This window comes from Dyadobacter koreensis (assembly GCF_900108855.1).
Classification (GTDB): domain Bacteria; phylum Bacteroidota; class Bacteroidia; order Cytophagales; family Spirosomataceae; genus Dyadobacter; species Dyadobacter koreensis.
On record NZ_FNXY01000005.1, the window covers coordinates 539,772 to 559,086 of the forward strand.

A 19,315-nucleotide genomic window follows, 5' to 3' on the forward strand; every position below is an offset into this window, starting at 1 on the left:
GGATTCTTTTCATGGAATGTTCGACGGCAGACAAATAAGCATACGTCAAGGCTGAACATAAGTGTGAAACAACCTGATCTATTTTATCTAAATCTATGGTGACAGCAATATTACCCAGTGCCTCGGCTCGTTCAGCGTAGGCGCTGCCTTTCTAGAGAATAATCGGTTTATGGAAAAACAAGCTTTCATAAAACCGGTTTGTTCTTGCCCATAGGTGGTTTCCAATATTATTATTTGAAAAAGGATAAGCGGCCCAAACAATATCTACTTCGTTGTAGATACCCGATAAATCTTCCGGCACTTTGTACGGGCCAAAATATTTGATGTTTTCTAAGTTTGAAATTTGAGCTTCAAAATGACTGGTTGCAGGCATAAAAATACCTCGTAAAATTATCTCAAACCGATTTTTATCTGCCAGAAGAATAAGGCAACTTAGCGACGCTGCACATCTTAGAACGCCAAAATATCCAATTTTTATTTTATCCGGAATCTTGCACTTCTGAGGGTTTGAAGTTTCTGACAATTGAGCTTGATGAACTTTATTTTCAATTATTTGGTAATCCGGGATGTCTATTTTTCGAATTTTTGTAAAATACTCGGAAATAAATTCGGGTGAAGTGGCTATCAGCAAATCGATTTTTGGTATTGTCAGTTTTTCGAAGAACCGTATCAAGGCTGGCCCAATACCCCTGGAAAAAAATATCTCCCGAATGTCCGGAATTTCGTAAATGACAAAGATTTTTCTTCGTGAAAAGTGTTTGAAAATCAACGCAACCGCAGCCAGATCAAATCCATATACATAAATGAGCTGATCGGACTGTGAATTTTTAGTTAATTTGTAAAGAAGCCAGATGTAAACTCTAAACCGTTTTCCGTATGAAGCATGGTTCATCTTACCAATCCATGCTGGCAAACTTTCGGGACTTACCGGATAATAATTTCTGGACACAGCAAGGCAATTGTTCTTGATGTATAAAATGAAGTGTGAGATCGGAGGAACGTTGCTTTTGACCTATATCATATTCTTTATATGATTCTAAGAGTTTCTCTAAAAAGTCTTTTGCGAACGGCTTGTTATGGTGTTCAAATGCCAGTGTTAATACGGGCATTTCTTCTTCTTCAAGCAGATCGATCTGTTTGATAAATTTCCGAGCAAGGCTGGATGGAATATTAAATACAAAGATGACTTCATAACCATTTTGATTATTAATTTTTTCGATCTGAAAACTCAAACCTGGAATAGTATAAACCATACCGGCGATCAGCTTTTTGTGAAAGGAACCTTCGTAGGAGAGTTCATTTTCCTGATCGAGCAGAAATGTTCAATTGGTGAATTTGGAAGGTTCAAAATCGATAACTTTTAGTGACAGGGGTTTTACGGGGTACAGATCGATTTTTCTCAAGTCTTTTAACCGGTAAAATGTAACCGGGTTGTTAAGTTTGGTCAGAGCAGTTTCAACAAATTCCTGTGATCTTACATTATATTTTTCAATGAGGTAATCACTGCTGCCATCGTTGAGTAGCAATGTTGGTGTCGAACTCGCGATCTCATCAAGTTCAGATTGTTTATTTAAATATTTAAGATTTATGCTGGCAACATATCGAGGTGTAATCAGCCTTAGATACAAAAAGCATAACATACCAAAAAAGAAAAGCGATCCGGCCAACCAATACCAGCGGCTACGAATCACTTTGAAAACCTTTTGAACATCGAGGGAATCAGAGTGATTTAGAAACTTTTCAAAATAAGCACTGTCGTTCCCTTTATCCATGGGATTAATCGGTTCGTAAGGTATGGTTCAGCAGTTTTATATCCTTCAAACTTTCGAAGTAGGGATTTTCCACGGCCTGTTTTATATACTTATACTGCCCAATCCGATGAAGGTCACTTCCCAAGGCACCGATCCAGCCTTGTTGAATCAATTTTTCGGCCATAAATTGTTCTGTTGGCCCATATGCGCCACCGATAGAAAGAATATTAATCTGAAAAATTATGTCCAGCTCGTGAATTTCGTCGTAACGTTCAGGCTTATCATGCCATGCGCGATACCTTTCAGGATGTGCAACGACAGGTTTATATCCCTTTAAAATCATTTCCTTTAAAATGTCGGGAAAGTATACCAGATCATGCCGCAATGATGTTTCTACGAGAACATAATTTTCTGCCAGAGGGAGTATTTCACCTTTATCTAAAAGTGATAAAAAATAATCGTCTGCAAAGTATTCAGCGGCGTACTGGATCGTCAAATCCGGATACTGTTCATTAGTTATTTTTGTTAATTCGGTCCAGGCCTGATAAATAGAATCCCGTGTGTTTACAAAAAAATCCATGCGTATGTGAGGCGTCGCAATAATTTTCCTGATTCCGGCGCGGTAATGTGCGTCGATCAGCGCAAGGCTATCATTAAGATTTTGGGCTCCATCGTCAATTCCAGGCAAGACATGCATATGCAAATCCAGTCCAAGAGTCTGCAAGATTTGGGAACCATCAGAATCAATAATAGCAGGAATCATCATTTTGTAAGATTTATAACCAGAATAGCCAGGTTGAGTGCTATCAGTATGGGTTGAATGAGTATCAATTTGCGGGATAATTTTACTGATCGTATGCCTTCCCGCGAAGGTGGAATATAAATAATATCATTGTTATAAACGACAAGATTCATGATTCTGGGTTCTCCAAGCTGCTGAAAATCGTATTCGATTATTTTTTGCTCCTGCCCGTCGCCCCGGATTATCTGAATTTTTTCTCCTGCCTCGTTAAATTTAATTCCGCCAGCTTTCGCCAAAACTTCCCCCAGGGATTGTGTTTCCTTATCCAAAACCACAACCCCCTGAATGTTACACGCGCCAAGAACTTTGACCCGTAAATTCGTTATTTCCACTTCGAAAATGGGGTCACGGATAATGTCTCGATATCGGAACGATAAGGAATCTGCCAGCTTCAGACGCGTAAGTCCTGCAACACGAAGCAATCCGATTTCAGGTAATTTAATTGTGCCATCCTGATTTACACTGGCGTGGTATCCACTTTCAGAGCTTTGCGAATGCTGCGTTTTTACAGGGTCGGGGAATAATGATGAAAACCAGTTCAGGTTGCTTATCCGCAACATATCACCAGGTTTTATCAGGTAAGCAGCTTTATTCTGATAACCTGGATTATCGGTAAAATTTTCGGATAGGATGCGTGGAGAATTCCGGTTAGAGCTGCACCCGAACACAATTACCAGCAGCAGCAGAGCTGCGATGGCGATATATAAAACTTTCATAAATAATAGCCGGAAGGCCGTATAGTGTGTGTATTGTGTTTACGCTTTATTCACCAAAATGAACGCGTACTTTTTTCAAAGCGGAACCGATAACCTGGTGCATATCGTAGTAACGGTATTCAGCAAGACGGCCACCAAAAATTACGTTGTTTTCGTTTGCTGCCAACTCTTTGTACTGACTAAAAACAGCTGTATTCTTATCGTCATTTACCGGATAATAAGGTTCTGCGCCTGTTGTCCATTCGGACGGATATTCGTGCGTAATGACCGTTTTCGGCTGAGTACCGAATTCAAAATGTTTGTGCTCGATGATGCGGGTGAAAGGCGTTTCTGCATCAGTATAGTTGATAACCGCATTTCCCTGATAGTTTTCCTGATCCAGTAATTGATTATCAAATCGTAAACTACGGTATTCCAATGAGCCGTGGCTGAAATTGAAATATTCGTCAATCTGTCCGGTATACACAACTGTTTCAGCCAACGCACTTAATTCTTCACGATTGGCAAAAAAGTCAGTATCCAGTCTTACTTCAATTCCTTCCAGTAATCCTTCGGTCAATTTATTATAACCCCCGATCGGGATACCCTGATATTTGTCGTTGAAATAGTTATTGTCGTAAGTAAAACGAACCGGAAGTCTTTTGATAATAAAGTCCGGAAGCTCGGTTGCTTTTCTTCCCCATTGTTTTTCGGTGTAACCTTTAATCAGTTTTTCATAGATGTCGATACCGACTAGTGAAATTGCCTGTTCTTCCAGGTTTTTTGGGTCTGTAATTCCCGCTTCTTTAACCTGCTCCTGAATTTTTGCTTTTGCCTCTTCGGGTGTACGCACCTTCCAAAGTTGGTAGAAGGTATTCATATTGAAAGGAAGATTATACAGTTCTCCGTTGTAATTGGCTACAGGAGAATTGGTGTAGCGGTTGAATTCGACAAAAGAGTTTACATAATCCCAAATATCTTTATCGTTGGTATGGAAGATATGAGCACCATATTTATGCACGTTGATGCCTTCCATATTTTCACAATAAGTGTTACCGCCGGTATGCTTGCGTCGGTCGATTACTAAGCACTTTTTACCTCTTTTTGTTGCCTCATGTGCAAAAACAGAACCCCAAAGTCCTGCACCTACTATTAAATAATCGTATTGAGCCATGTGTAATTTTGTGTGAACTATTTAATGGTGTGATATGGAATTTCAAATCTAGTGATTTGAAATGAGAAAGGCTCCCAACCGGGAGCCTTTCTCATTTTTCGAATTATATTTTTGCTTATGGAAGAAGTTTCAATTCTACACGACGGTTTTTCAACAGACCATCGCGAGTTGAGCTTTCAGCGATTGGTTTGAATGAACCGAAGTAGTCTACGATTACTTTGCTAGGATCTTTCAAGCCAGCTTCGTTGACAAGGTAGTTTTTAACTGCATCTACACGACGGCGAGAAAGTGCCATGTTGTAACGGTCAGTTGCACGACGGTCAGCGTGACCAGCCAATTGCAGACGGCATCCGTTTTTGTTCATTAACATTGCAACGTTTTTCAACATTTCCTGGAATTCAGGTTTCAGAACGTTTTTATCAGTGTCGAATTGAACGTTTGCAAAGATTTCGCTACATGCCGCTCCTGTTGCCAATGCATTTTTCACGTATGTATCAAAGTCAAGAACACGACCGCTACCATCTACGATACTTCCAGCTGGTGAATTTGGCTCTTTATCGAAAAAGTCAGAAACACCGTCACCATCTGTATCAAGAAGTAATCTTGGATCGATATCTTTTGGACGGTTTGCCTTTGCAACTGAATCCATTTCTTCAAGTGTAAGGATCTTAACAGGTTTCAACAATACTTTTGGGTCTGTATAACGAAGATGGTAGTATCCATCCTCTGGCTTATAAGCCCATTTTCCATCTTCTTTCTTAACTTTAAGTGGTTTTTTACCAAGTTTGTAAGTAAGAACAATAGAACCGTATCCGTAGCTATCTAGTTCAGAGTTTCCTCTGCGAGAAGTTTTTGCATCTTTGATGGAATTCAAGTCGGCATTTCTGTCGTAGTCACCACCCCAGGTAGCATCAAGATAGTCAGAATTTGTGTAGTTAAGACGGAAGTCAAGACCAAGATCCAAACGAGAAGTCAATTCGTAGTTTACGTTAAGACCTGTTGGGATAATCCAGTCATTTTTCTTGCCCGTTTCGCGAACTAATGGACGAGTTCCTGACAAATCATATGCTTTCGAATCATAGAAAATTTGACCAAACCCAGCATAAGCATCAACTTTCCAACGCTTCATTTTATTAGGTCCCATTAAAAGACCTTTAAGGTTAATTGTTCCAGAAAGAGAGACATCCTGGTAATCACCTTTGAAGTAACGGTTGTAGTTACGGCGTTTCATACCTTTCAAGCTACCGATAGATCCGTCTAAACGAGCTCCGAACCAGTAAGAAAGTTGTTTGTTAATCGTAATACCTCCTTGAAAAGATCCTGATTCTTTGCGGCTGTCGTCGCTGTTTTTGTTAACAGGCCAGAAATCATATTCTCTCAAATCACCGAAAAACATTGATGGCCCTCCATGGATCGCAATCGACCATGTGTTCATTTTGTAGGGTCCGTCATAGGTAGCTTTTGGATTGTAATCCGGAGAATTCGGTTGCTCTAAGGGCTGTGCAACTGAAGGCAAAGCCATCAATGACCCCAAGGCAAGCGAACAAATCAACTGGGATACTTTTTTCATACTATTCAAGTTAGCGTTATTAAGATTAACTAGGATTGATCGTTAATAATCAATTTATAATAAAAACAATATTTTTTCGTGGCCAGATATTCCCTTATCAAAATGCCTAGTGGGCACAAAATTAGGTTAACAATGTCATTTTACCAACCTCAATTTTCGAAATACAGCAATAAAACTGTAATTAAAACAAATTCTTCCCGAAAGAAATGTTCTTTTTCTAACTTTCAAAGGCGTTGCATCAATTTTTTTTCAATTTCTTTCTTCCAAATTGTGAAAGTACCTTCGATTATTTTCTCTCTGGCAGTATTTACAAGCCATAAGTAAAAAGTCAGATTATGGACACTCGCAATCTGAGCTCCGAGCATCTCCTCCGATTTCACCAGATGACGAAGGTACGCTTTAGAATAGAATGTACTAACATAACCTCCGAGATTTTTGTCTATCGCTGATAAGTCATCTTTCCACTTTTCATTTTTAATGTTTATTATGCCTTCGGTAGTAAAAATCATGCCATTGCGCGCGTTGCGGGTAGGCATCACACAATCGAACATATCTACGCCCAGAGCGATGCATTCGAGGATATTGGCAGGTGTACCGACACCCATAAGATACCTTGGTTTATCTTTTGGTAAAATATCACAAACTACCTCGGTAAGTTCATACATTATTTCAGCAGGCTCGCCAACTGACAATCCTCCGATTGCGTTTCCTTCCCGTTCATAGGATGCGATAACCTCTGCGGATTGTTTTCTAAGATCTTTATACACACTCCCTTGTACAATCGGGAACAATGTTTGACTATGTCCATATAATGGTTGAGTCTCATCAAACCGTGTGCAGCATCTGCCCAGCCAACGGTGTGTCATTTCCATCGAGTTCCGCGCATAAGTAAAATCGCACGGATAGGGTGTACATTCGTCGAAAGCCATAATAATATCGGCGCCGATCGTACGTTGTATGTCCATAACACCTTCCGGTGTGAATGTGTGTATCCCACCGTCAATGTGTGACTTAAATACCACACCTTGCTCGTTGATTTTTCTCCCCGTGCCTGCAAGCGAATAAACCTGATATCCGCCGCTGTCGGTCAGGATAGGTCTGTCCCATCCGTTAAATTTATGTAACCCGCCTGCCTTCTGTAGAATATCAAGTCCCGGACGAAGGTACAAGTGGTAAGTATTACCTAATATAATTTGTGCTTTTATATCTTCTTTCAGCTCGCGCTGGTGAACGGCCTTTACAGTTCCTGCGGTACCGACCGGCATAAAAATAGGCGTCTGGATTGTCCCATGGTCTGTTTCCACAACACCCGCACGTGCTTTTGATTGTGGATCCTGAGTTTGTAGCGTGAACTTCATTAATGTATTGTAAAATATGAGTCTGCAAAAATAGGTGGAAGGGAACAAACAATCCTGACAATGACTGTATATTTGTAGAATTACATATGGAAAAATTTTACAACCCCTCTTTATCGTGACGGATTCTCTACTTTATGCGCTTTGCGCATTTGTTCTGATTCAGCTGTTTTATTATCTATTTATTTTCACGCGTCTGGCCTTTTACGGAAAGAGTACGAACTATGGAAGTGATTCACCTGGTGTAACAGTATTGGTATGTGCATTGAACGAAAAGGAAAACCTGATGGAATTACTGCCTCTTCTGGATGCGCAGGAGTATCCAGAGTTTGAGGTAATTCTTTTAGACGACAGATCGGATGATGGCAGCGAGGATTTTATGCGTGGAAATATTCACAGCTGGAAGCACATCCGCTATATCAGAATCAACGACGAGTTTAGTCACGTTACACCTAAAAAATATGCATTGACGGTTGGTATGAAGCAGGCAAAATATCCGATCGCATTAATGACTGACGCCGATTGCCGACCAAATTCGGTGCACTGGATAACTGCTATGACTTCTCAGATCAGTGAAGAAAAAAGTATCGTAATAGGATTTTCCCCTTATGAGAAGGAGCCCGGTTTATTGAACTGGTTTATCCGCTCTGAGACATTTTACACGGCAGTTCAGTATCTTTCTTTCTCTCTCGCCGGGCTTACTTACATGGGAGTCGGAAGAAATATTATGTACAAAACGCAGGTGTTCTTTGCCAATAAAGGATTTTACAGACACCGCCACATAATGGGCGGTGACGATGATATTTTTTTAAATGAAGTGTCAACCAGTACAAATACTGCGATTTCAATTGAGCCGGAATCGTTTGTTTATTCCAAACCAAAAACCACCTGGTCGGGCTGGTTGAGGCAAAAGAGGAGGCATTTGGCAGTAAGCCAGTTTTATAGAAAGCGTAATAAAATGATGTTGGGACTTCTCTCGGCTTCGCACGTGGCTGTCTGGGTTCTCGCTTTATTGACGCTGGGGTTGGCTTTGATTAACAAAGATATTTTGCTGCTTCAGGAACTTGGAGTTGTAGTAGGAGTTCGCTGGATTATTCAGTGGATTTTGTTTTTTATAATTAACAGAAGACTTGACCGGACGGTGGAATGGTTTAGTTTTCTGTTGATGGATTTTGCATTTTTTATTTATTACGTCTTCTTCGGATTTTTTGTGATGACAAGAAGAAAACCTCGAAACACATGGAATTAATATTGAAATATTTTCCTGATCTGACAGAAACTCAGATTGAGAAATTTACCCGGTTAGAAGAATTATATAAGGATTGGAATTCAAAAGTGAATGTAATTTCACGTCAGGATATCGACACTTTATACGAGCGCCACGTTCTGCATTCCTTGGGCATAGCGAAAGTGATGCAGTTTAAATCCGGGACTTCGGTACTGGATGTGGGAACGGGTGGAGGTTTCCCCGGAATTCCTCTTGCTATAATGTTTCCGGATACGCAGTTTCATTTGGTCGATAGTATAGGAAAAAAAATCAGAGTGGTGCAGGAGATTGCAGGTGCGCTTGATTTGAAAAATGTGAAAGCAGAACAAATCAGAGCGGAAAAACTTGACGATACTTACGAATTTGTAGTTAGTCGTGCGGTTACGCGTATCACGCCGTTTGTGGGGTGGGTCCGAAAAAATATCAGCCGTAATTCCTTTCATTCGCTGAGGAACGGTATTTTATACCTAAAAGGAGGAGATCTTGTGGAGGAGCTGGCGGAGTTGAATATGAAAACCCGCACGTACGATCTTTCCGACTATTTTACTGAAGAATTTTTTGAAACAAAAAAGGTAGTATACGTACCTTTGTGACCATTTTGAACAGCGTAAACTTTTTCCAAAGACAATACATATGAATGATCGTTTTAAAGCCAGCGGGCTAATGAACCCAATGTTTCCTGATGAAGTATCATTTGGAGAGAAGGGTGTAACTTTTACAGTGAAAAAGCTTTTCAGAAGCACAGATAATTTCGTTTTCTATTCTGATATCTCTGGTGTGGAAATCGAAAACAGTATGTTCTTTTCGACCATTCGGGTGATTCCTCGCATGCGGCCGGAAATAATTATAAATAATTTTTCAAAGGCAGATGCCAAGAAAGTCAAGGAGTTAATACTTTCAAAGGTTCAAAGTTGAAAAATATTTTTATCCGAGACTTGCGTCATATTTATCGAACCGCTATATTTGCACCATAATTCAGATAAACAATCGGATTTAAAATTCCTGAATAGCTCAGCCGGTTAGAGCATCTGACTGTTAATCAGAGGGTCGTTGGTTCGAGCCCAACTTCGGGAGCCCTGAATGAGAAGCACTTAACGAGAAATCGTTAAGTGCTTTTTTCGTTATTGACCACGTCAAAAAAAACATTATGTGATAGTTGATTGATAGCCTCTTTTGAAATCCTAAATCATTAAAAATAAGCTAAATACGATTAGGAAATCATATAAATTTCCCGCACTTTCCCTTTTTAATATTTGTTATTGTGTTTAGATTGCAGAATAATTTCTGAAATTGATTTACGTTATACAATGAATATTTTAGCCCGCATTTAATCGTTGTCCTTTATGATATCAGCAGAGATTGTAGCAAAGGAATTTGTGCGGATGGGTTCTTCGTCAGAAAGTCCGGTTACGCAGATGAAGTTGCAGAAAATGGTCTTTTTTGCACATGGATTACATTTGGCTCTTTACGACACGCCATTATGCAGTGAGCCTTTTTTTGCCTGGAAATTCGGCCCTGTGATTCCTTCAATCTATCAGCTTTATAAAAAGTGGGGAAGCAGCCCGATTATTGCTCCGCCCACCGCTTTTAAACCTTCTGAAGCTACCGGAATTTCTGAAAGTTACACGTTATCTTCAACAGAGACCGAGGCTATTGAATATACCTGGGAGATAACAAAAAACCTTGACGGCGTAACGCTTTCCAACTGGTCGCATGCCGCTAATTCGCCCTGGGCCCAGGCCTATGCCAAAGGGGAAAACACAATAATTTCCAACGACATTATTAAGGAATATTTTGAGCAAAATCTCATCAGACAATCCATCCGCGCCCAGTCCTGAGCAGATCGTTGCGCATGGGATCCAAATGGTTCAGGAGGCGGGAAATGAGAATGTTGTTAAAGAGCCGAATTCGGTAACAACGGAAATGCTGCTTCAGGAAATTCGTAATCTGCAGGAAGTTCGGCATTTGGATAAAGAAAAGGATATATCGCTTCAAATGCAGATCGCCCAGTTGCAGGGTATTATTCAGGATATCAGTGAAAGGAAAAAATATGCCGCCCGCATTTTTCAATTGGTGGCTACATTTCTGTTTATTGTTGTCCTGATAATCTGGTTGCACGGCGTAGGAAGTTTTTATTTAATAAATCCTTTTCACGGCGGGATTTTTAAAGGGCCTGACCATTTTGAATTTTCTTTTGAACTTTCCGATACTGTTATCGTCACTTTATTAACGACCACCACGGCCAATGTTGTCGCATTCTTTATTCTGGTTACGAAATATTTATTTCCCAATTCACCGGGTGTAACCAACGGCTCTGACAAGGTCGGCTGATATAATATACTTACAAATAAGACACGGTGATGTCATTAGAGAAATTAAAATCAAAACTTCTTTCAAGTGGAATCTCTCAACGGAGTGTGCCAAATCCTGGCGGTTCTTATGTGGCGGTTAACGTTAGAGGAATTACGGCCTACGTCGCCATTCAATTCCCGATTGATAAGGGAGACTTACATTTTGCGGGAAAGCTTGGAGCGGAAGTCTCGACAATCGAAGGTTATCAGGCAGCGCGGATTGCAGCGATGAATGTGCTGGGGCAAATCGACAAACACCTTGGTTTTGAACAAATCGAAGGACTAAATCATATTGATATTTATTATACAGCCAGCGGCGACTGGAACGATGCTCCGAAAGCAGCGGATGGCGCTTCTGATCTATTTCTGGAAATTATGGGCGACGCGGGAAAACATACCCGTGCTATTTTTGGTGTAGAGAGACTACCGAATTTTTCGTGTATTGCTGTTACGGCATCGTTTACAATCTTAAAATAAGAAGATTAATCGAGCGACTTCAAAAATTGATGAGCCGTATTTAACAAGCCTTTCTGCTCCTCAGTTTCCATTTTATCAAAACTGCCGATCAACATGCCCAGACGCGGATTTTTCTGAAAGAAGTCGCGGTGTACGTGCATAAAACGCCAGAAAAGTGCGTCCCAGATTTCCTGCCAGGGACCTTTTTCAAAATTGCTCATTTTCATGATGTAGTTGCTGCCGGCAATGTAAGGTTTGGTTGATAACATCCCGCCATCTGCAAACTGGCTCATGGCGTAAACATTCGGCACCATCACCCAATCATAAGCGTCGATAAACAGTTCCATGAACCATTGATAAACATCGTCCGGGTCAAATTCACAAAGCAGCATGAAATTGCCTAACACCATCAATCGCTCAATGTGGTGGCAATAACCGCGATCCAGAACTTTCCTGATTGTTTGGTCAATGGGTTCAATTCCGGTGCTTCCGTCATAGAAAGATTTCGGTATTTTTCGGGTGAAATTCCAATAATTTTTCGTCCGTGCAACAGAGCCTTTTATTTCATAATATCCACGCATAAACTCACGCCAGCCAATTAATTGCCGGATAAAACCTTCGGTGGTATTTAATGGAATATCGTGTTCTTCTGAATAATCAAGCGCGGCTTTAATAATCTTGTCAGGCGTAATCAAGCCGACATTCAGCATTGGCGTAAGCACACTGTGATGCAAAATACTTTCTTCTTTCACAATCGCATCTTCATAAGGCCCGAATTCCTTAAATCGGTCATCCAAAAATTGTTTGAGCCAGGATTTGGTCGATTTGAAGTCTTGGGGATAAAACGGGTATTTAGTCAAATGCCCAAGATTATCTTTAAAATGTTCCTGAACATAGGTCTTCGCTTCTTCATAATACGAAGTGGTTTCAGGATAAGTGATATGCGGCGGCTCTTTTTTTCGTGGATATTTTTTACGATTATCCACATCATAACTCCACGAACCGCCAATCGGCTCATTGTTTTTATCGACTAAAATTTCTCGTTTTTTGCGTTCCTGAATGTAAAACTCAGTCTGAAAAAACTTTTTCTTTTTATCATGAAAAAAGACACCTAATTCTTCTCTACTATTCAAGAATAAAGGATTTCTGTATTGAATTAATTCTATGTTTGCTTTGGCAGAAGCAGAGGCTAATCGCTGTTCAAGCCAGTTGTCTGTCGGATCGATATAATGCAGCTTTTTAATAGCCTGAGAAGCCAGCGCAGCAATCAGTTTCCGTACATCAGAAAGCGGATCAACAGAATCAATATAGTGCACTTCCACATTTTTCGATGCCAGATAATCAGCATAACATTTCATCGTTGCACGGTGAAAGGCAATCTTCTGTTTATGAAATTTGAATTGTTTGAAATACAGCGTTTCTTCAACCAAATAAACCGGACAGCCGTTTTCTGCAACCGGATTTTTCTCAAATAGCTGATGTGGAAAAATGATACTAGCTGATTTCATGTGCTTTATTTTTATTTCCCCGGCATTTGTCGCTGCAGTATTTTACCTCATCCCAAACTTTTTCCCACTTCTTCCGCCAGGAAAAAGGCCTGCCGCAAACGACGCATATCTTTTCCGGCAAGTGCTCTTTTTTCATTTAAACGTTTTATTTTGAAAAGTCAGGCAATGCATTCGGTCGTGCATAAGGGAACTGTGCAATTTTTTCCAGTTTGTAGTAGGTATTCAATCCGGAAATTCCAACGTCATTTGGTTGGCTCAGGTCAATTTGTCCCTGATCATCCACGGCGGCATCCGGAATAATCAAATGTTCAACTTCACCAATAATCAGCACCGTTCCATTAAGTTCGATCGGAATCGTTTGTACAATTTTCATTCCCAGCTTCAATTTACTTTCTTTGACAAACGGAGCTTTGTGATCACCAATAAATTCTTCCGTTAAAGCACATTTTTCAAACTCCGATTCATCCCGCGCAAACTTCGCCGACGTATAATGCGCCTGTTCGATGAAGGACTCGTGAATATGGTTAATAGTATAGGATCCATTTTCCTTAATGTTGTCAAAAGTGTGCTGGCCCGCTTCACGATCCGGTCGTAATATAAAACCGATCAGTGCCGGATTACTTCCCAAATGAATAACAGAACTGAAAATGGCCAGATTTGTTTTTCCATCATTTGATATCGTACCGATTAAATTTGCAGGTTTAATACCGGTGATCGAATTGATGATATTTAGACGTTTGATTCTTTCGGTATTTTGAATATCTTCTTTTGTAAGGTGCATTTACTGAGCGTTATATAGGGTAGAAAGTTCTTTTTTACATAGTTTCCAAAACTTGAAAAATGAGGAATGATAGCCTTTGACAGAAAACATCCAGTCGCGGCTTTCCTCAGTTCCTTTGTAATGAGCCGTAGTCGGATGTTCTTTAAAGTAAATATTTTCAGGCTGATATTCTTTTACCAAATCATCAAACGCACCGGTGTAAATCTGTAAATTTTCAATATTTTGACCGAGTGCTAAAATGAAATCGATGGACTTTTCTGAAACCGGATACTTTTGAAAATGGGATGGTTCAATTAGTAAAATCCGGTTTGCGGCGACCTCTTTTTTCCAAAGCGGATCGAGATTATAGAAATTATAAATCAGCGTTGGTTGTTTAGAATCTATTTTCAAGGATTGTTTTTCAGGCAGAATGGTCAATAAATTTGGAGTCGTCAATTCGTGCAAAATTCCAGGAATCTCTGGAAGAGGGAATTTACTATATTCCACATCCATAAATGTATCTTTTTGATCGGAGTAGAAAAACTTATTCATATTCTCCTGATTCGCAAAATACTTGTTATTGCTGTTTGAGCCGGCAACCCATTGCCAGCTCAACGCATTACTTGCCCAGTCAGCATCAAGCAAATGATAATACAGCCATTTTGCCGGAAGTTTCCAATGGCTTTTGGCGACGTTACAAATAATGCTGGCTATGTATAAGCGCAGATGATTATGCAAATATCCGGTTTCGTAAAAATCCGAAATAGCTTTATCAATAACCTCAATCCCGGTTTTTCCTTCAATAATCGCTTTTGGAATTTGATGATTTTCAACATCGGTTTGAGTGGATTTAAAATCTTCATCAATAAGATTTCCTTTTTCAATCCAGATCTGCTGCCAATAATCCCGCCATGCCAATTCCTGAATCAAACGTTCAATTTCGTATGGATTAAATCCGCGGTCTAATAAACTTTTAAAAACATGTTTTGTCGAAATGACGCCTCGTGAAATGTAAGGCGACAAACGGGTTACCGCACCATCCTGATAGTTGCGGGTGCTGCCGTATGCTGTGGGCTGTATGTTTTCAACCTGATGAAGTATCTTTTCAAAATCTGTTTCAAACATTGTATTTTTCGTTTTGCTGAGACAGTAATTTTGAATGAGGATCTCAGCGAACTCTAATCTTGAACTATTATATCAGGTTTGCCACTTAAAATCTTGACATGACAGCAATCATGGCCGATTGTGTACCGTTGCTTTACAATTTCTATGCCATTTTTAATTCCTGTAAACTCAAAATCTGTACCGCATTTTTCAATCGTTTCTTTTTCACGATCTGATATTACGGGGTAGGCTCCCCAGGCACGCCTTAGGCTATCTAATCCAAAATCCTTTGAAATTATTTTTTCTCCGTTTGATATACGGATTGTATAATATTCATCCAGACTTATTGGTTGGCTATTTTGATTTTTAATATTTATTACGACAAAATCAAGTTCTAAAGTACAATTCCGTTCTTTTGGACAATCACAAGGGTTCAAGACTTCTTTTTCATTATCTTTTTTACAATTACTGATAATTAAAATCAAAAGAAGGAACAGCAGAATCCGTTTCATGGCTTATCAATTTTAACGTTGAGGATAAACCAAAAATAACAGAAATTCCAGAAGAAAGAAGTAATGTTTCGATGGAATTACAAAACCACGTGCCGGTTATATATTTTATATTCAGGACAGCCATTATATTTCACCGACAGATCAATATCAACCCAATCTCTGTTGAGCGAATTGATGTAGGCTCCAAAATAATCCGGGAATAAATTCGTGAGAATGATCACAGAATCCGGCTCCATATTCAACTCCTCATGACCAAGCTCATTGACAAAATAATAACCGGTACAAAGTCCTTTGGAGGTTTCAAATTCGATTTTTACGTGACTTCCAACTACTTCATGCTGCACCACTTCCACTGCTATCTCCTCTCTCAAATCCTCAGCTGTTCCCAAAGTTTCTTCCTGATCGCCTAAAATCTCAATATTAGTATCCATGTTCTTTGTTTAAGGTAAATGTCGAGTTCTATATCTAGCTTAAAAAGTTGTTCCCACGAGCAGGGAATGGATAATATTTGTGATTAAATAATATTCGAAGTCAGACTATATCAAGAACCACCACCTCGCCATAAGCCACCTTTATGTCAAAAGCTTTTGCAAGTTCAATGTTCCGTAAATGCGCAAGAATCAGCCGAATCACACCTCCATGTGTAACAACAACCGCCTTTTTATGACCGGATTGTATTAATTCAGACCAAAATGAGAGCACACGCACAGACATTTGCTGCATACTTTCACCACCCGGCACGACGATATTAACAAAATCATCCATCCAGATCTTTAAGTCAACTTCGTTTACAGTATCCCAGGTTGCACCTTCCCAATCGCCAAAATCGAGTTCGGTGAGGCGGTTATCCGTGTGAAAAACGGGATTTATTTTTTGTGCCAATAAGGTACAACGTGTGGAAGGACTGGAATAAATGATATCCTGATTTTTGGGAAGTTTCGTTTTGATAATTTCAAATTCAGCTGGAAATGTATCTTCCAAAGTAACATCCAGCCTACCGTATATCAGTCCGGGCGATAAGGATGGCGTAGTATGCCGGACTAAATAAATTTCCATAAAACAGCGGTGAACATGTAAAACCCGATTTCGCAGACCTGTTGGGTGGCACCCAGACAATCGCCGGTATAACCACCAATCCATTTTGTGAAGTATCGGGCAAGCATAATTTTAATCAGATAAAGAAAGGGGACAACAAGTAAAAGTACCGGCTGATTCAAAAGAAAACTCAAAGCAAGCAAAGGTACAATGGCAAAAAGTGCAGCGATGAGAAGTGTATTTTTGCTTCCAATTTCTGCAACCGGTTTTGATTTGCTGTCGTTGGTAAAACGTACATAAGCGTGTGTGAAAATCATCGTCACAGCCATAAATCTACTTAATGTGTGAGCACTTATTAAGGTCAACAAAACCAAAACCGGTTGATTTTGGATGAATGGTATTAATGCTTGAAGCAGAGAAAATTTTAGTCCTAACAAAAGAATCAGCCCGACAACAGCATAGGTTCCAACCCGGCTGTCTTTCATAATTTCCAGAATTTTTTCTTTCGTCCACCCCCCGCCAAAACCGTCGCAGGCATCAGCAAATCCATCTTCATGAAAAGCTCCGGTTAATAAAATGGAAGAAATCATGGAAAGAATAATTCCGGTTGAAAGGTCGATCAGAAAGCTGCCCAGAAGTAGAAAAACGCCAGAAATAAACCCGACAATCCAGCCGATCAGCGGAAGATACCGGGTTGATTTATTCATATCTTCCGGACTATAACCAATCCAGGCAGGAATAGGGAGACGGGTATAAAATTGGAGCGCAGTGAAAAAGAACCGTAATTCCTGCTTCATAGGTTTGTGTTTATTGCCAGTGACTGGCGAACTATACCGATTTTCGGATGATATTTATTTCTTCGTTTTTTAAACCAATATGCAGATGCTGATGATCCATGAAATTGAAAACCTGACCAGTATCCCGGACGGTTTTTATTTTGAAAAAATCAAGCTCCTGAATAAGCCAGCCTACTTTTTGGGGTTCCAGTTTGGAAATTATTCCCTCTTCCGGCATATCCTTATCGGGCGTTGAATAAAAAGCTGCAAACCCATAATTAATATCCACAGCCGGCGACCAAAGTGCATTTCCAACTGTTTGGGAAACAACGGTATAAACTTGATTTTCCATCGCCCTGGCCCGTGCTCCTATATGTACACGCGTAGCGCCACGGATGGTTTCGGTACAACTTGGAGCCAAAATTAGCGAAGCACCCATGGAACTCAACAGTTGGGAACCCAGGGCAAACTCAACGTCATAGCAAATCTGAAGACCAAAAGTACCCCATGAAGCTTCAAAAAGAGTAAGATTTTTAACACCACTTTGAATTCCCCATTCTTCATTTTCAAAACGGGTCATGAAGAATTTATCCTGGTAACCGATTAATCCTTTATCAGAAAAAACATAAACGCGGTTTACATTTCTTTCATTCTCAATCACCGGAATGCTCGGCGCGACAATAATGACGTTATATTTTTTGGCGAGCTCAGAAAAGACGTTGCAAAATTCATCTTTTAAAGAATCAAGCTCAATCACCTGGCGTCGGATATCACTTCTGATTTCGCTAGAAAAAATACTAACCAATTCCATTGCACCATATTCAGGAAAAAGTAGAAGTCCGGCATTTTTATTGACAGCATCAACAACCCAAAGTTCAACATGTTTACGCCAGTTGTCGAAATTTGCATGTTCAATTATTGGATAATTGGCGGAGGCGATGATCATGTTGAGATAATGTTGTTGCGGTGATTATTCCAGAATGTAGATTGAATAATTTTACGGTGCGCTGCACCCTTGCTAGACCAAAAGTTAAACGCTTTCTTTCATCCAGAATATCATTGTTTTCGGTGTTGATTCCGTTTCTCCGATATCGGGCCATTCCATAGTAGCTTTGAGTTCAGGCACTTTATGATATCCCCGTTTGATCCAAAATGCATCATTCGGGCGATAATCTGCTGGTTGGGCCAAGTGATTTATTCTTTCTACCGAACAAAAACAGGTTGTTTTATAAGTGCCAAAGCCAGCTGCATGTTTCTCGCGTTCATCAAAAAAACGATGCCCTAAGCCAAGTCCACGGTATTGCGGAAGTAAAATACTTTCACCAAAATAAAAGATACTTTCAACATCTGATCCAGCATCGTTAAAAGGTGCCTGGACTTCCTCAGTTTCATCACCTAAAGGAATACAAGTAGTGGCACCAACCATTTTCTCGTCATCATAAACGGCGAACAAAAAGGCCCGTTCCGAATTCGCATAGGTCTTCAAATATTCCTTCTCATAGTTCAGCGAACCTTCATACAAATAAGGAAAATCCCGAAAAACAGCTATCCGCAATTTCGCCAGTTCATCAAAAACGGATTCGATGGCGTGGCCTTGTTTGGTTAGAAAGGAAAGAGACATAGGATTGTGGCTATCGGCTTTCAGCTATTGGCTGTCAGTTCATCGCCCGTTTTAAATTTACTTGAAAATGGTAGTGCCTAAAAATTATTACTATCCAAAGTCTGACAGCTGATTGCCGAAAGCCGACTGCCTAAGAAACCAGCTTAATCCAAAGTTCAAGGTTGTAATACGTCGTTACCCTGCTGATTTTTTCGTCTGTTATCTCCAAAAATGCAGCGGCTGGCAGAACGTATTTTTGTCCGTGTGCCTCCGGGAAACCTTCGTCACCCTTTTTATAAATTCCATTTACGACAAATTCAACTGAAACTCTTTTGTCGGTTGGTTCGGTGAAAAATACCATGTCCGTCAGCGTTTCTTCATACGAATCGTCCATCATTTTCATAAACTCCGTAAACTTTTCGATTCCTACTCTAACTTCTCCCTGGTTTGGTTCATGACGAACTTCCGGATGAAGAAGAGCGAGCATTCCTTCAAAGTTTTTTTCGTTGAATGCGTTATAATATTGCTTTACGATGTCTAATGCAGCCATTTTAGATAGAAATTTTAGTCAAAACGTTTTTTACAAAGATAGTTTTCGC

The 19,315-nt window shown here is 40.0% G+C and carries 25 protein-coding genes and 1 tRNA gene; 7 read left to right on the forward strand and 19 right to left on the reverse strand.

The window, feature by feature from the left end:
- Positions 1-151: 151 nt before the first annotated feature.
- From BMY70_RS17920 to tgt, 8 genes are all read right to left on the reverse strand, one after another.
- Positions 152-949, reverse strand: coding sequence for a glycosyltransferase family protein (locus BMY70_RS17920; RefSeq protein WP_177197059.1), 798 nt, complete (start codon positions 947-949; stop codon positions 152-154).
- Positions 894-1,253, reverse strand: a complete 360-nt coding sequence (locus BMY70_RS17925) for a hypothetical protein (protein ID WP_090337555.1) — start codon at positions 1,251-1,253, stop codon at positions 894-896. Before BMY70_RS17925 ends, BMY70_RS17920 begins: the two co-directional genes overlap by 56 nt.
- A gap of 69 nt (positions 1,254-1,322) precedes the next feature.
- Positions 1,323-1,772, reverse strand: a complete 450-nt coding sequence (locus BMY70_RS17930; protein ID WP_090337557.1) for a Wzz/FepE/Etk N-terminal domain-containing protein — start codon at positions 1,770-1,772, stop codon at positions 1,323-1,325.
- Positions 1,773-1,776: 4 nt separating this feature from the next.
- Positions 1,777-2,517, reverse strand: coding sequence for a tyrosine-protein phosphatase (locus BMY70_RS17935; protein ID WP_090337559.1), 741 nt, complete (start codon positions 2,515-2,517; stop codon positions 1,777-1,779).
- Positions 2,514-3,269 (reverse strand): polysaccharide biosynthesis/export family protein, encoded by a 756-nt coding sequence (locus BMY70_RS17940; RefSeq protein WP_090337560.1) that lies wholly within the window; start codon positions 3,267-3,269, stop codon positions 2,514-2,516. The genes BMY70_RS17935 and BMY70_RS17940 overlap by 4 nt, the downstream gene beginning before the upstream one ends.
- Positions 3,270-3,315: 46 nt before the next feature.
- The gene (glf, locus tag BMY70_RS17945) at positions 3,316-4,422 is read right to left on the reverse strand and encodes a UDP-galactopyranose mutase (RefSeq protein WP_090337562.1); all 1,107 of its coding nucleotides are present in this window, start codon (positions 4,420-4,422) and stop codon (positions 3,316-3,318) included.
- A gap of 115 nt (positions 4,423-4,537) precedes the next feature.
- Positions 4,538-5,992 carry an OmpA family protein gene (locus BMY70_RS17950; protein WP_090337563.1) on the reverse strand — a complete coding sequence of 485 codons (1,455 nt, stop codon included), beginning with the start codon at positions 5,990-5,992 and terminating at the stop codon, positions 4,538-4,540.
- A gap of 224 nt (positions 5,993-6,216) precedes the next feature.
- The gene (gene tgt, locus BMY70_RS17955) at positions 6,217-7,350 is read right to left on the reverse strand and encodes a tRNA guanosine(34) transglycosylase Tgt (protein WP_090337565.1); all 1,134 of its coding nucleotides are present in this window, start codon (positions 7,348-7,350) and stop codon (positions 6,217-6,219) included.
- Positions 7,351-7,465: 115 nt separating this feature from the next.
- Between tgt and BMY70_RS17960 the strand changes: the two genes are divergently transcribed.
- The 7 genes from BMY70_RS17960 (at position 7,466) to BMY70_RS17990 (ending at position 11,442) form a co-directional block, all read left to right on the forward strand.
- On the forward strand, positions 7,466-8,596 hold the full coding sequence (locus BMY70_RS17960) for a glycosyltransferase (protein ID WP_090337567.1): 1,131 nt from the start codon (positions 7,466-7,468) through the stop codon (positions 8,594-8,596).
- On the forward strand, positions 8,587-9,207 hold the full coding sequence (gene rsmG / locus BMY70_RS17965; RefSeq protein ID WP_090337569.1) for a 16S rRNA (guanine(527)-N(7))-methyltransferase RsmG: 621 nt from the start codon (positions 8,587-8,589) through the stop codon (positions 9,205-9,207). Before BMY70_RS17960 ends, rsmG begins: the two co-directional genes overlap by 10 nt.
- 40 nt (positions 9,208-9,247) lie before the next feature.
- A complete protein-coding gene (locus BMY70_RS17970; protein ID WP_090337571.1) occupies positions 9,248-9,529 on the forward strand; it encodes a hypothetical protein in 282 nt (93 codons plus the stop codon).
- A gap of 85 nt (positions 9,530-9,614) precedes the next feature.
- Positions 9,615-9,688, forward strand: a tRNA-Asn gene (locus BMY70_RS17975).
- A gap of 269 nt (positions 9,689-9,957) precedes the next feature.
- Complete coding sequence (locus tag BMY70_RS17980; RefSeq protein ID WP_090337573.1) at positions 9,958-10,452, forward strand: Panacea domain-containing protein; 495 nt, start codon at positions 9,958-9,960, stop codon at positions 10,450-10,452.
- Entirely contained in the window at positions 10,409-10,945 is a 537-nt protein-coding gene (locus BMY70_RS17985) for a hypothetical protein (protein WP_143072119.1), read from the forward strand. Before BMY70_RS17980 ends, BMY70_RS17985 begins: the two co-directional genes overlap by 44 nt.
- A gap of 29 nt (positions 10,946-10,974) precedes the next feature.
- Positions 10,975-11,442, forward strand: coding sequence for a RidA family protein (locus tag BMY70_RS17990; RefSeq protein ID WP_090337576.1), 468 nt, complete (start codon positions 10,975-10,977; stop codon positions 11,440-11,442).
- Between the two features lie 5 nt (positions 11,443-11,447).
- Here BMY70_RS17990 and BMY70_RS17995 read toward each other — a convergent pair whose 3' ends face one another.
- From BMY70_RS17995 to BMY70_RS18045, 11 genes are all read right to left on the reverse strand, one after another.
- Positions 11,448-12,929, reverse strand: coding sequence for a cryptochrome/photolyase family protein (locus BMY70_RS17995; RefSeq protein ID WP_090337578.1), 1,482 nt, complete (start codon positions 12,927-12,929; stop codon positions 11,448-11,450).
- Positions 12,916-13,065: a DUF2256 domain-containing protein gene (locus BMY70_RS18000; protein WP_090337579.1), complete on the reverse strand. Its 150-nt coding sequence runs from the start codon at positions 13,063-13,065 to the stop codon at positions 12,916-12,918. Before BMY70_RS18000 ends, BMY70_RS17995 begins: the two co-directional genes overlap by 14 nt.
- A 9-nt stretch (positions 13,066-13,074) precedes the next feature.
- Positions 13,075-13,710, reverse strand: coding sequence for a flavin reductase family protein (locus tag BMY70_RS18005; protein ID WP_090337581.1), 636 nt, complete (start codon positions 13,708-13,710; stop codon positions 13,075-13,077).
- Positions 13,711-14,814: an FAD-binding domain-containing protein gene (locus BMY70_RS18010; RefSeq protein ID WP_090337583.1), complete on the reverse strand. Its 1,104-nt coding sequence runs from the start codon at positions 14,812-14,814 to the stop codon at positions 13,711-13,713. It lies immediately after the preceding gene.
- A 53-nt stretch (positions 14,815-14,867) separates the two neighbouring features.
- Entirely contained in the window at positions 14,868-15,305 is a 438-nt protein-coding gene (locus BMY70_RS18015) for a hypothetical protein (protein WP_090337584.1), read from the reverse strand.
- Between the two features lie 77 nt (positions 15,306-15,382).
- Entirely contained in the window at positions 15,383-15,736 is a 354-nt protein-coding gene (locus BMY70_RS18020; protein ID WP_090337587.1) for a hypothetical protein, read from the reverse strand.
- 100 nt (positions 15,737-15,836) lie between these two features.
- The gene (gene cobC / locus BMY70_RS18025; RefSeq protein WP_090337589.1) at positions 15,837-16,361 is read right to left on the reverse strand and encodes an alpha-ribazole phosphatase; all 525 of its coding nucleotides are present in this window, start codon (positions 16,359-16,361) and stop codon (positions 15,837-15,839) included.
- Complete coding sequence (locus BMY70_RS18030) at positions 16,346-17,137, reverse strand: adenosylcobinamide-GDP ribazoletransferase (protein ID WP_090337591.1); 792 nt, start codon at positions 17,135-17,137, stop codon at positions 16,346-16,348. Before BMY70_RS18030 ends, cobC begins: the two co-directional genes overlap by 16 nt.
- 31 nt (positions 17,138-17,168) lie before the next feature.
- Positions 17,169-18,062 carry a carbon-nitrogen hydrolase family protein gene (locus BMY70_RS18035; RefSeq protein WP_090337593.1) on the reverse strand — a complete coding sequence of 298 codons (894 nt, stop codon included), beginning with the start codon at positions 18,060-18,062 and terminating at the stop codon, positions 17,169-17,171.
- Between the two features lie 84 nt (positions 18,063-18,146).
- A complete protein-coding gene (locus tag BMY70_RS18040; protein ID WP_090337595.1) occupies positions 18,147-18,737 on the reverse strand; it encodes a GNAT family N-acetyltransferase in 591 nt (196 codons plus the stop codon).
- 130 nt (positions 18,738-18,867) lie between these two features.
- Complete coding sequence (locus tag BMY70_RS18045) at positions 18,868-19,266, reverse strand: nuclear transport factor 2 family protein (protein WP_090337597.1); 399 nt, start codon at positions 19,264-19,266, stop codon at positions 18,868-18,870.
- Between the last annotated feature and the right edge of the window lie 49 nt (positions 19,267-19,315).

Bases quoted from the DNA above. Each gene is read 5' to 3' on its own strand.
- BMY70_RS17925 (WP_090337555.1), bottom strand. From the start codon at position 1,253: ATGGTTTATACTATTCCAGGTTTGAGTTTTCAGATCGAAAAAATTAAT.
- BMY70_RS17930 (WP_090337557.1), bottom strand. From the start codon at position 1,772: ATGGATAAAGGGAACGACAGTGCTTATTTTGAAAAGTTTCTAAATCAC.
- BMY70_RS17935 (WP_090337559.1), bottom strand. From the start codon at position 2,517: ATGATGATTCCTGCTATTATTGATTCTGATGGTTCCCAAATCTTGCAG.
- BMY70_RS17940 (WP_090337560.1), bottom strand. From the start codon at position 3,269: ATGAAAGTTTTATATATCGCCATCGCAGCTCTGCTGCTGCTGGTAATT.
- glf (WP_090337562.1), bottom strand. From the start codon at position 4,422: ATGGCTCAATACGATTATTTAATAGTAGGTGCAGGACTTTGGGGTTCT.
- BMY70_RS17950 (WP_090337563.1), bottom strand. From the start codon at position 5,992: ATGAAAAAAGTATCCCAGTTGATTTGTTCGCTTGCCTTGGGGTCATTG.
- tgt (WP_090337565.1), bottom strand. From the start codon at position 7,350: ATGAAGTTCACGCTACAAACTCAGGATCCACAATCAAAAGCACGTGCG.
- rsmG (WP_090337569.1), top strand. From the start codon at position 8,587: ATGGAATTAATATTGAAATATTTTCCTGATCTGACAGAAACTCAGATT.
- BMY70_RS17970 (WP_090337571.1), top strand. From the start codon at position 9,248: ATGAATGATCGTTTTAAAGCCAGCGGGCTAATGAACCCAATGTTTCCT.
- BMY70_RS17980 (WP_090337573.1), top strand. From the start codon at position 9,958: ATGATATCAGCAGAGATTGTAGCAAAGGAATTTGTGCGGATGGGTTCT.
- BMY70_RS17990 (WP_090337576.1), top strand. From the start codon at position 10,975: ATGTCATTAGAGAAATTAAAATCAAAACTTCTTTCAAGTGGAATCTCT.
- BMY70_RS17995 (WP_090337578.1), bottom strand. From the start codon at position 12,929: ATGAAATCAGCTAGTATCATTTTTCCACATCAGCTATTTGAGAAAAAT.
- BMY70_RS18000 (WP_090337579.1), bottom strand. From the start codon at position 13,065: ATGAAAAAAGAGCACTTGCCGGAAAAGATATGCGTCGTTTGCGGCAGG.
- BMY70_RS18005 (WP_090337581.1), bottom strand. From the start codon at position 13,710: ATGCACCTTACAAAAGAAGATATTCAAAATACCGAAAGAATCAAACGT.
- BMY70_RS18010 (WP_090337583.1), bottom strand. From the start codon at position 14,814: ATGTTTGAAACAGATTTTGAAAAGATACTTCATCAGGTTGAAAACATA.
- BMY70_RS18015 (WP_090337584.1), bottom strand. From the start codon at position 15,305: ATGAAACGGATTCTGCTGTTCCTTCTTTTGATTTTAATTATCAGTAAT.
- BMY70_RS18020 (WP_090337587.1), bottom strand. From the start codon at position 15,736: ATGGATACTAATATTGAGATTTTAGGCGATCAGGAAGAAACTTTGGGA.
- cobC (WP_090337589.1), bottom strand. From the start codon at position 16,361: ATGGAAATTTATTTAGTCCGGCATACTACGCCATCCTTATCGCCCGGA.
- BMY70_RS18030 (WP_090337591.1), bottom strand. From the start codon at position 17,137: ATGAAGCAGGAATTACGGTTCTTTTTCACTGCGCTCCAATTTTATACC.
- BMY70_RS18035 (WP_090337593.1), bottom strand. From the start codon at position 18,062: ATGATCATCGCCTCCGCCAATTATCCAATAATTGAACATGCAAATTTC.
- BMY70_RS18040 (WP_090337595.1), bottom strand. From the start codon at position 18,737: ATGTCTCTTTCCTTTCTAACCAAACAAGGCCACGCCATCGAATCCGTT.
- BMY70_RS18045 (WP_090337597.1), bottom strand. From the start codon at position 19,266: ATGGCTGCATTAGACATCGTAAAGCAATATTATAACGCATTCAACGAA.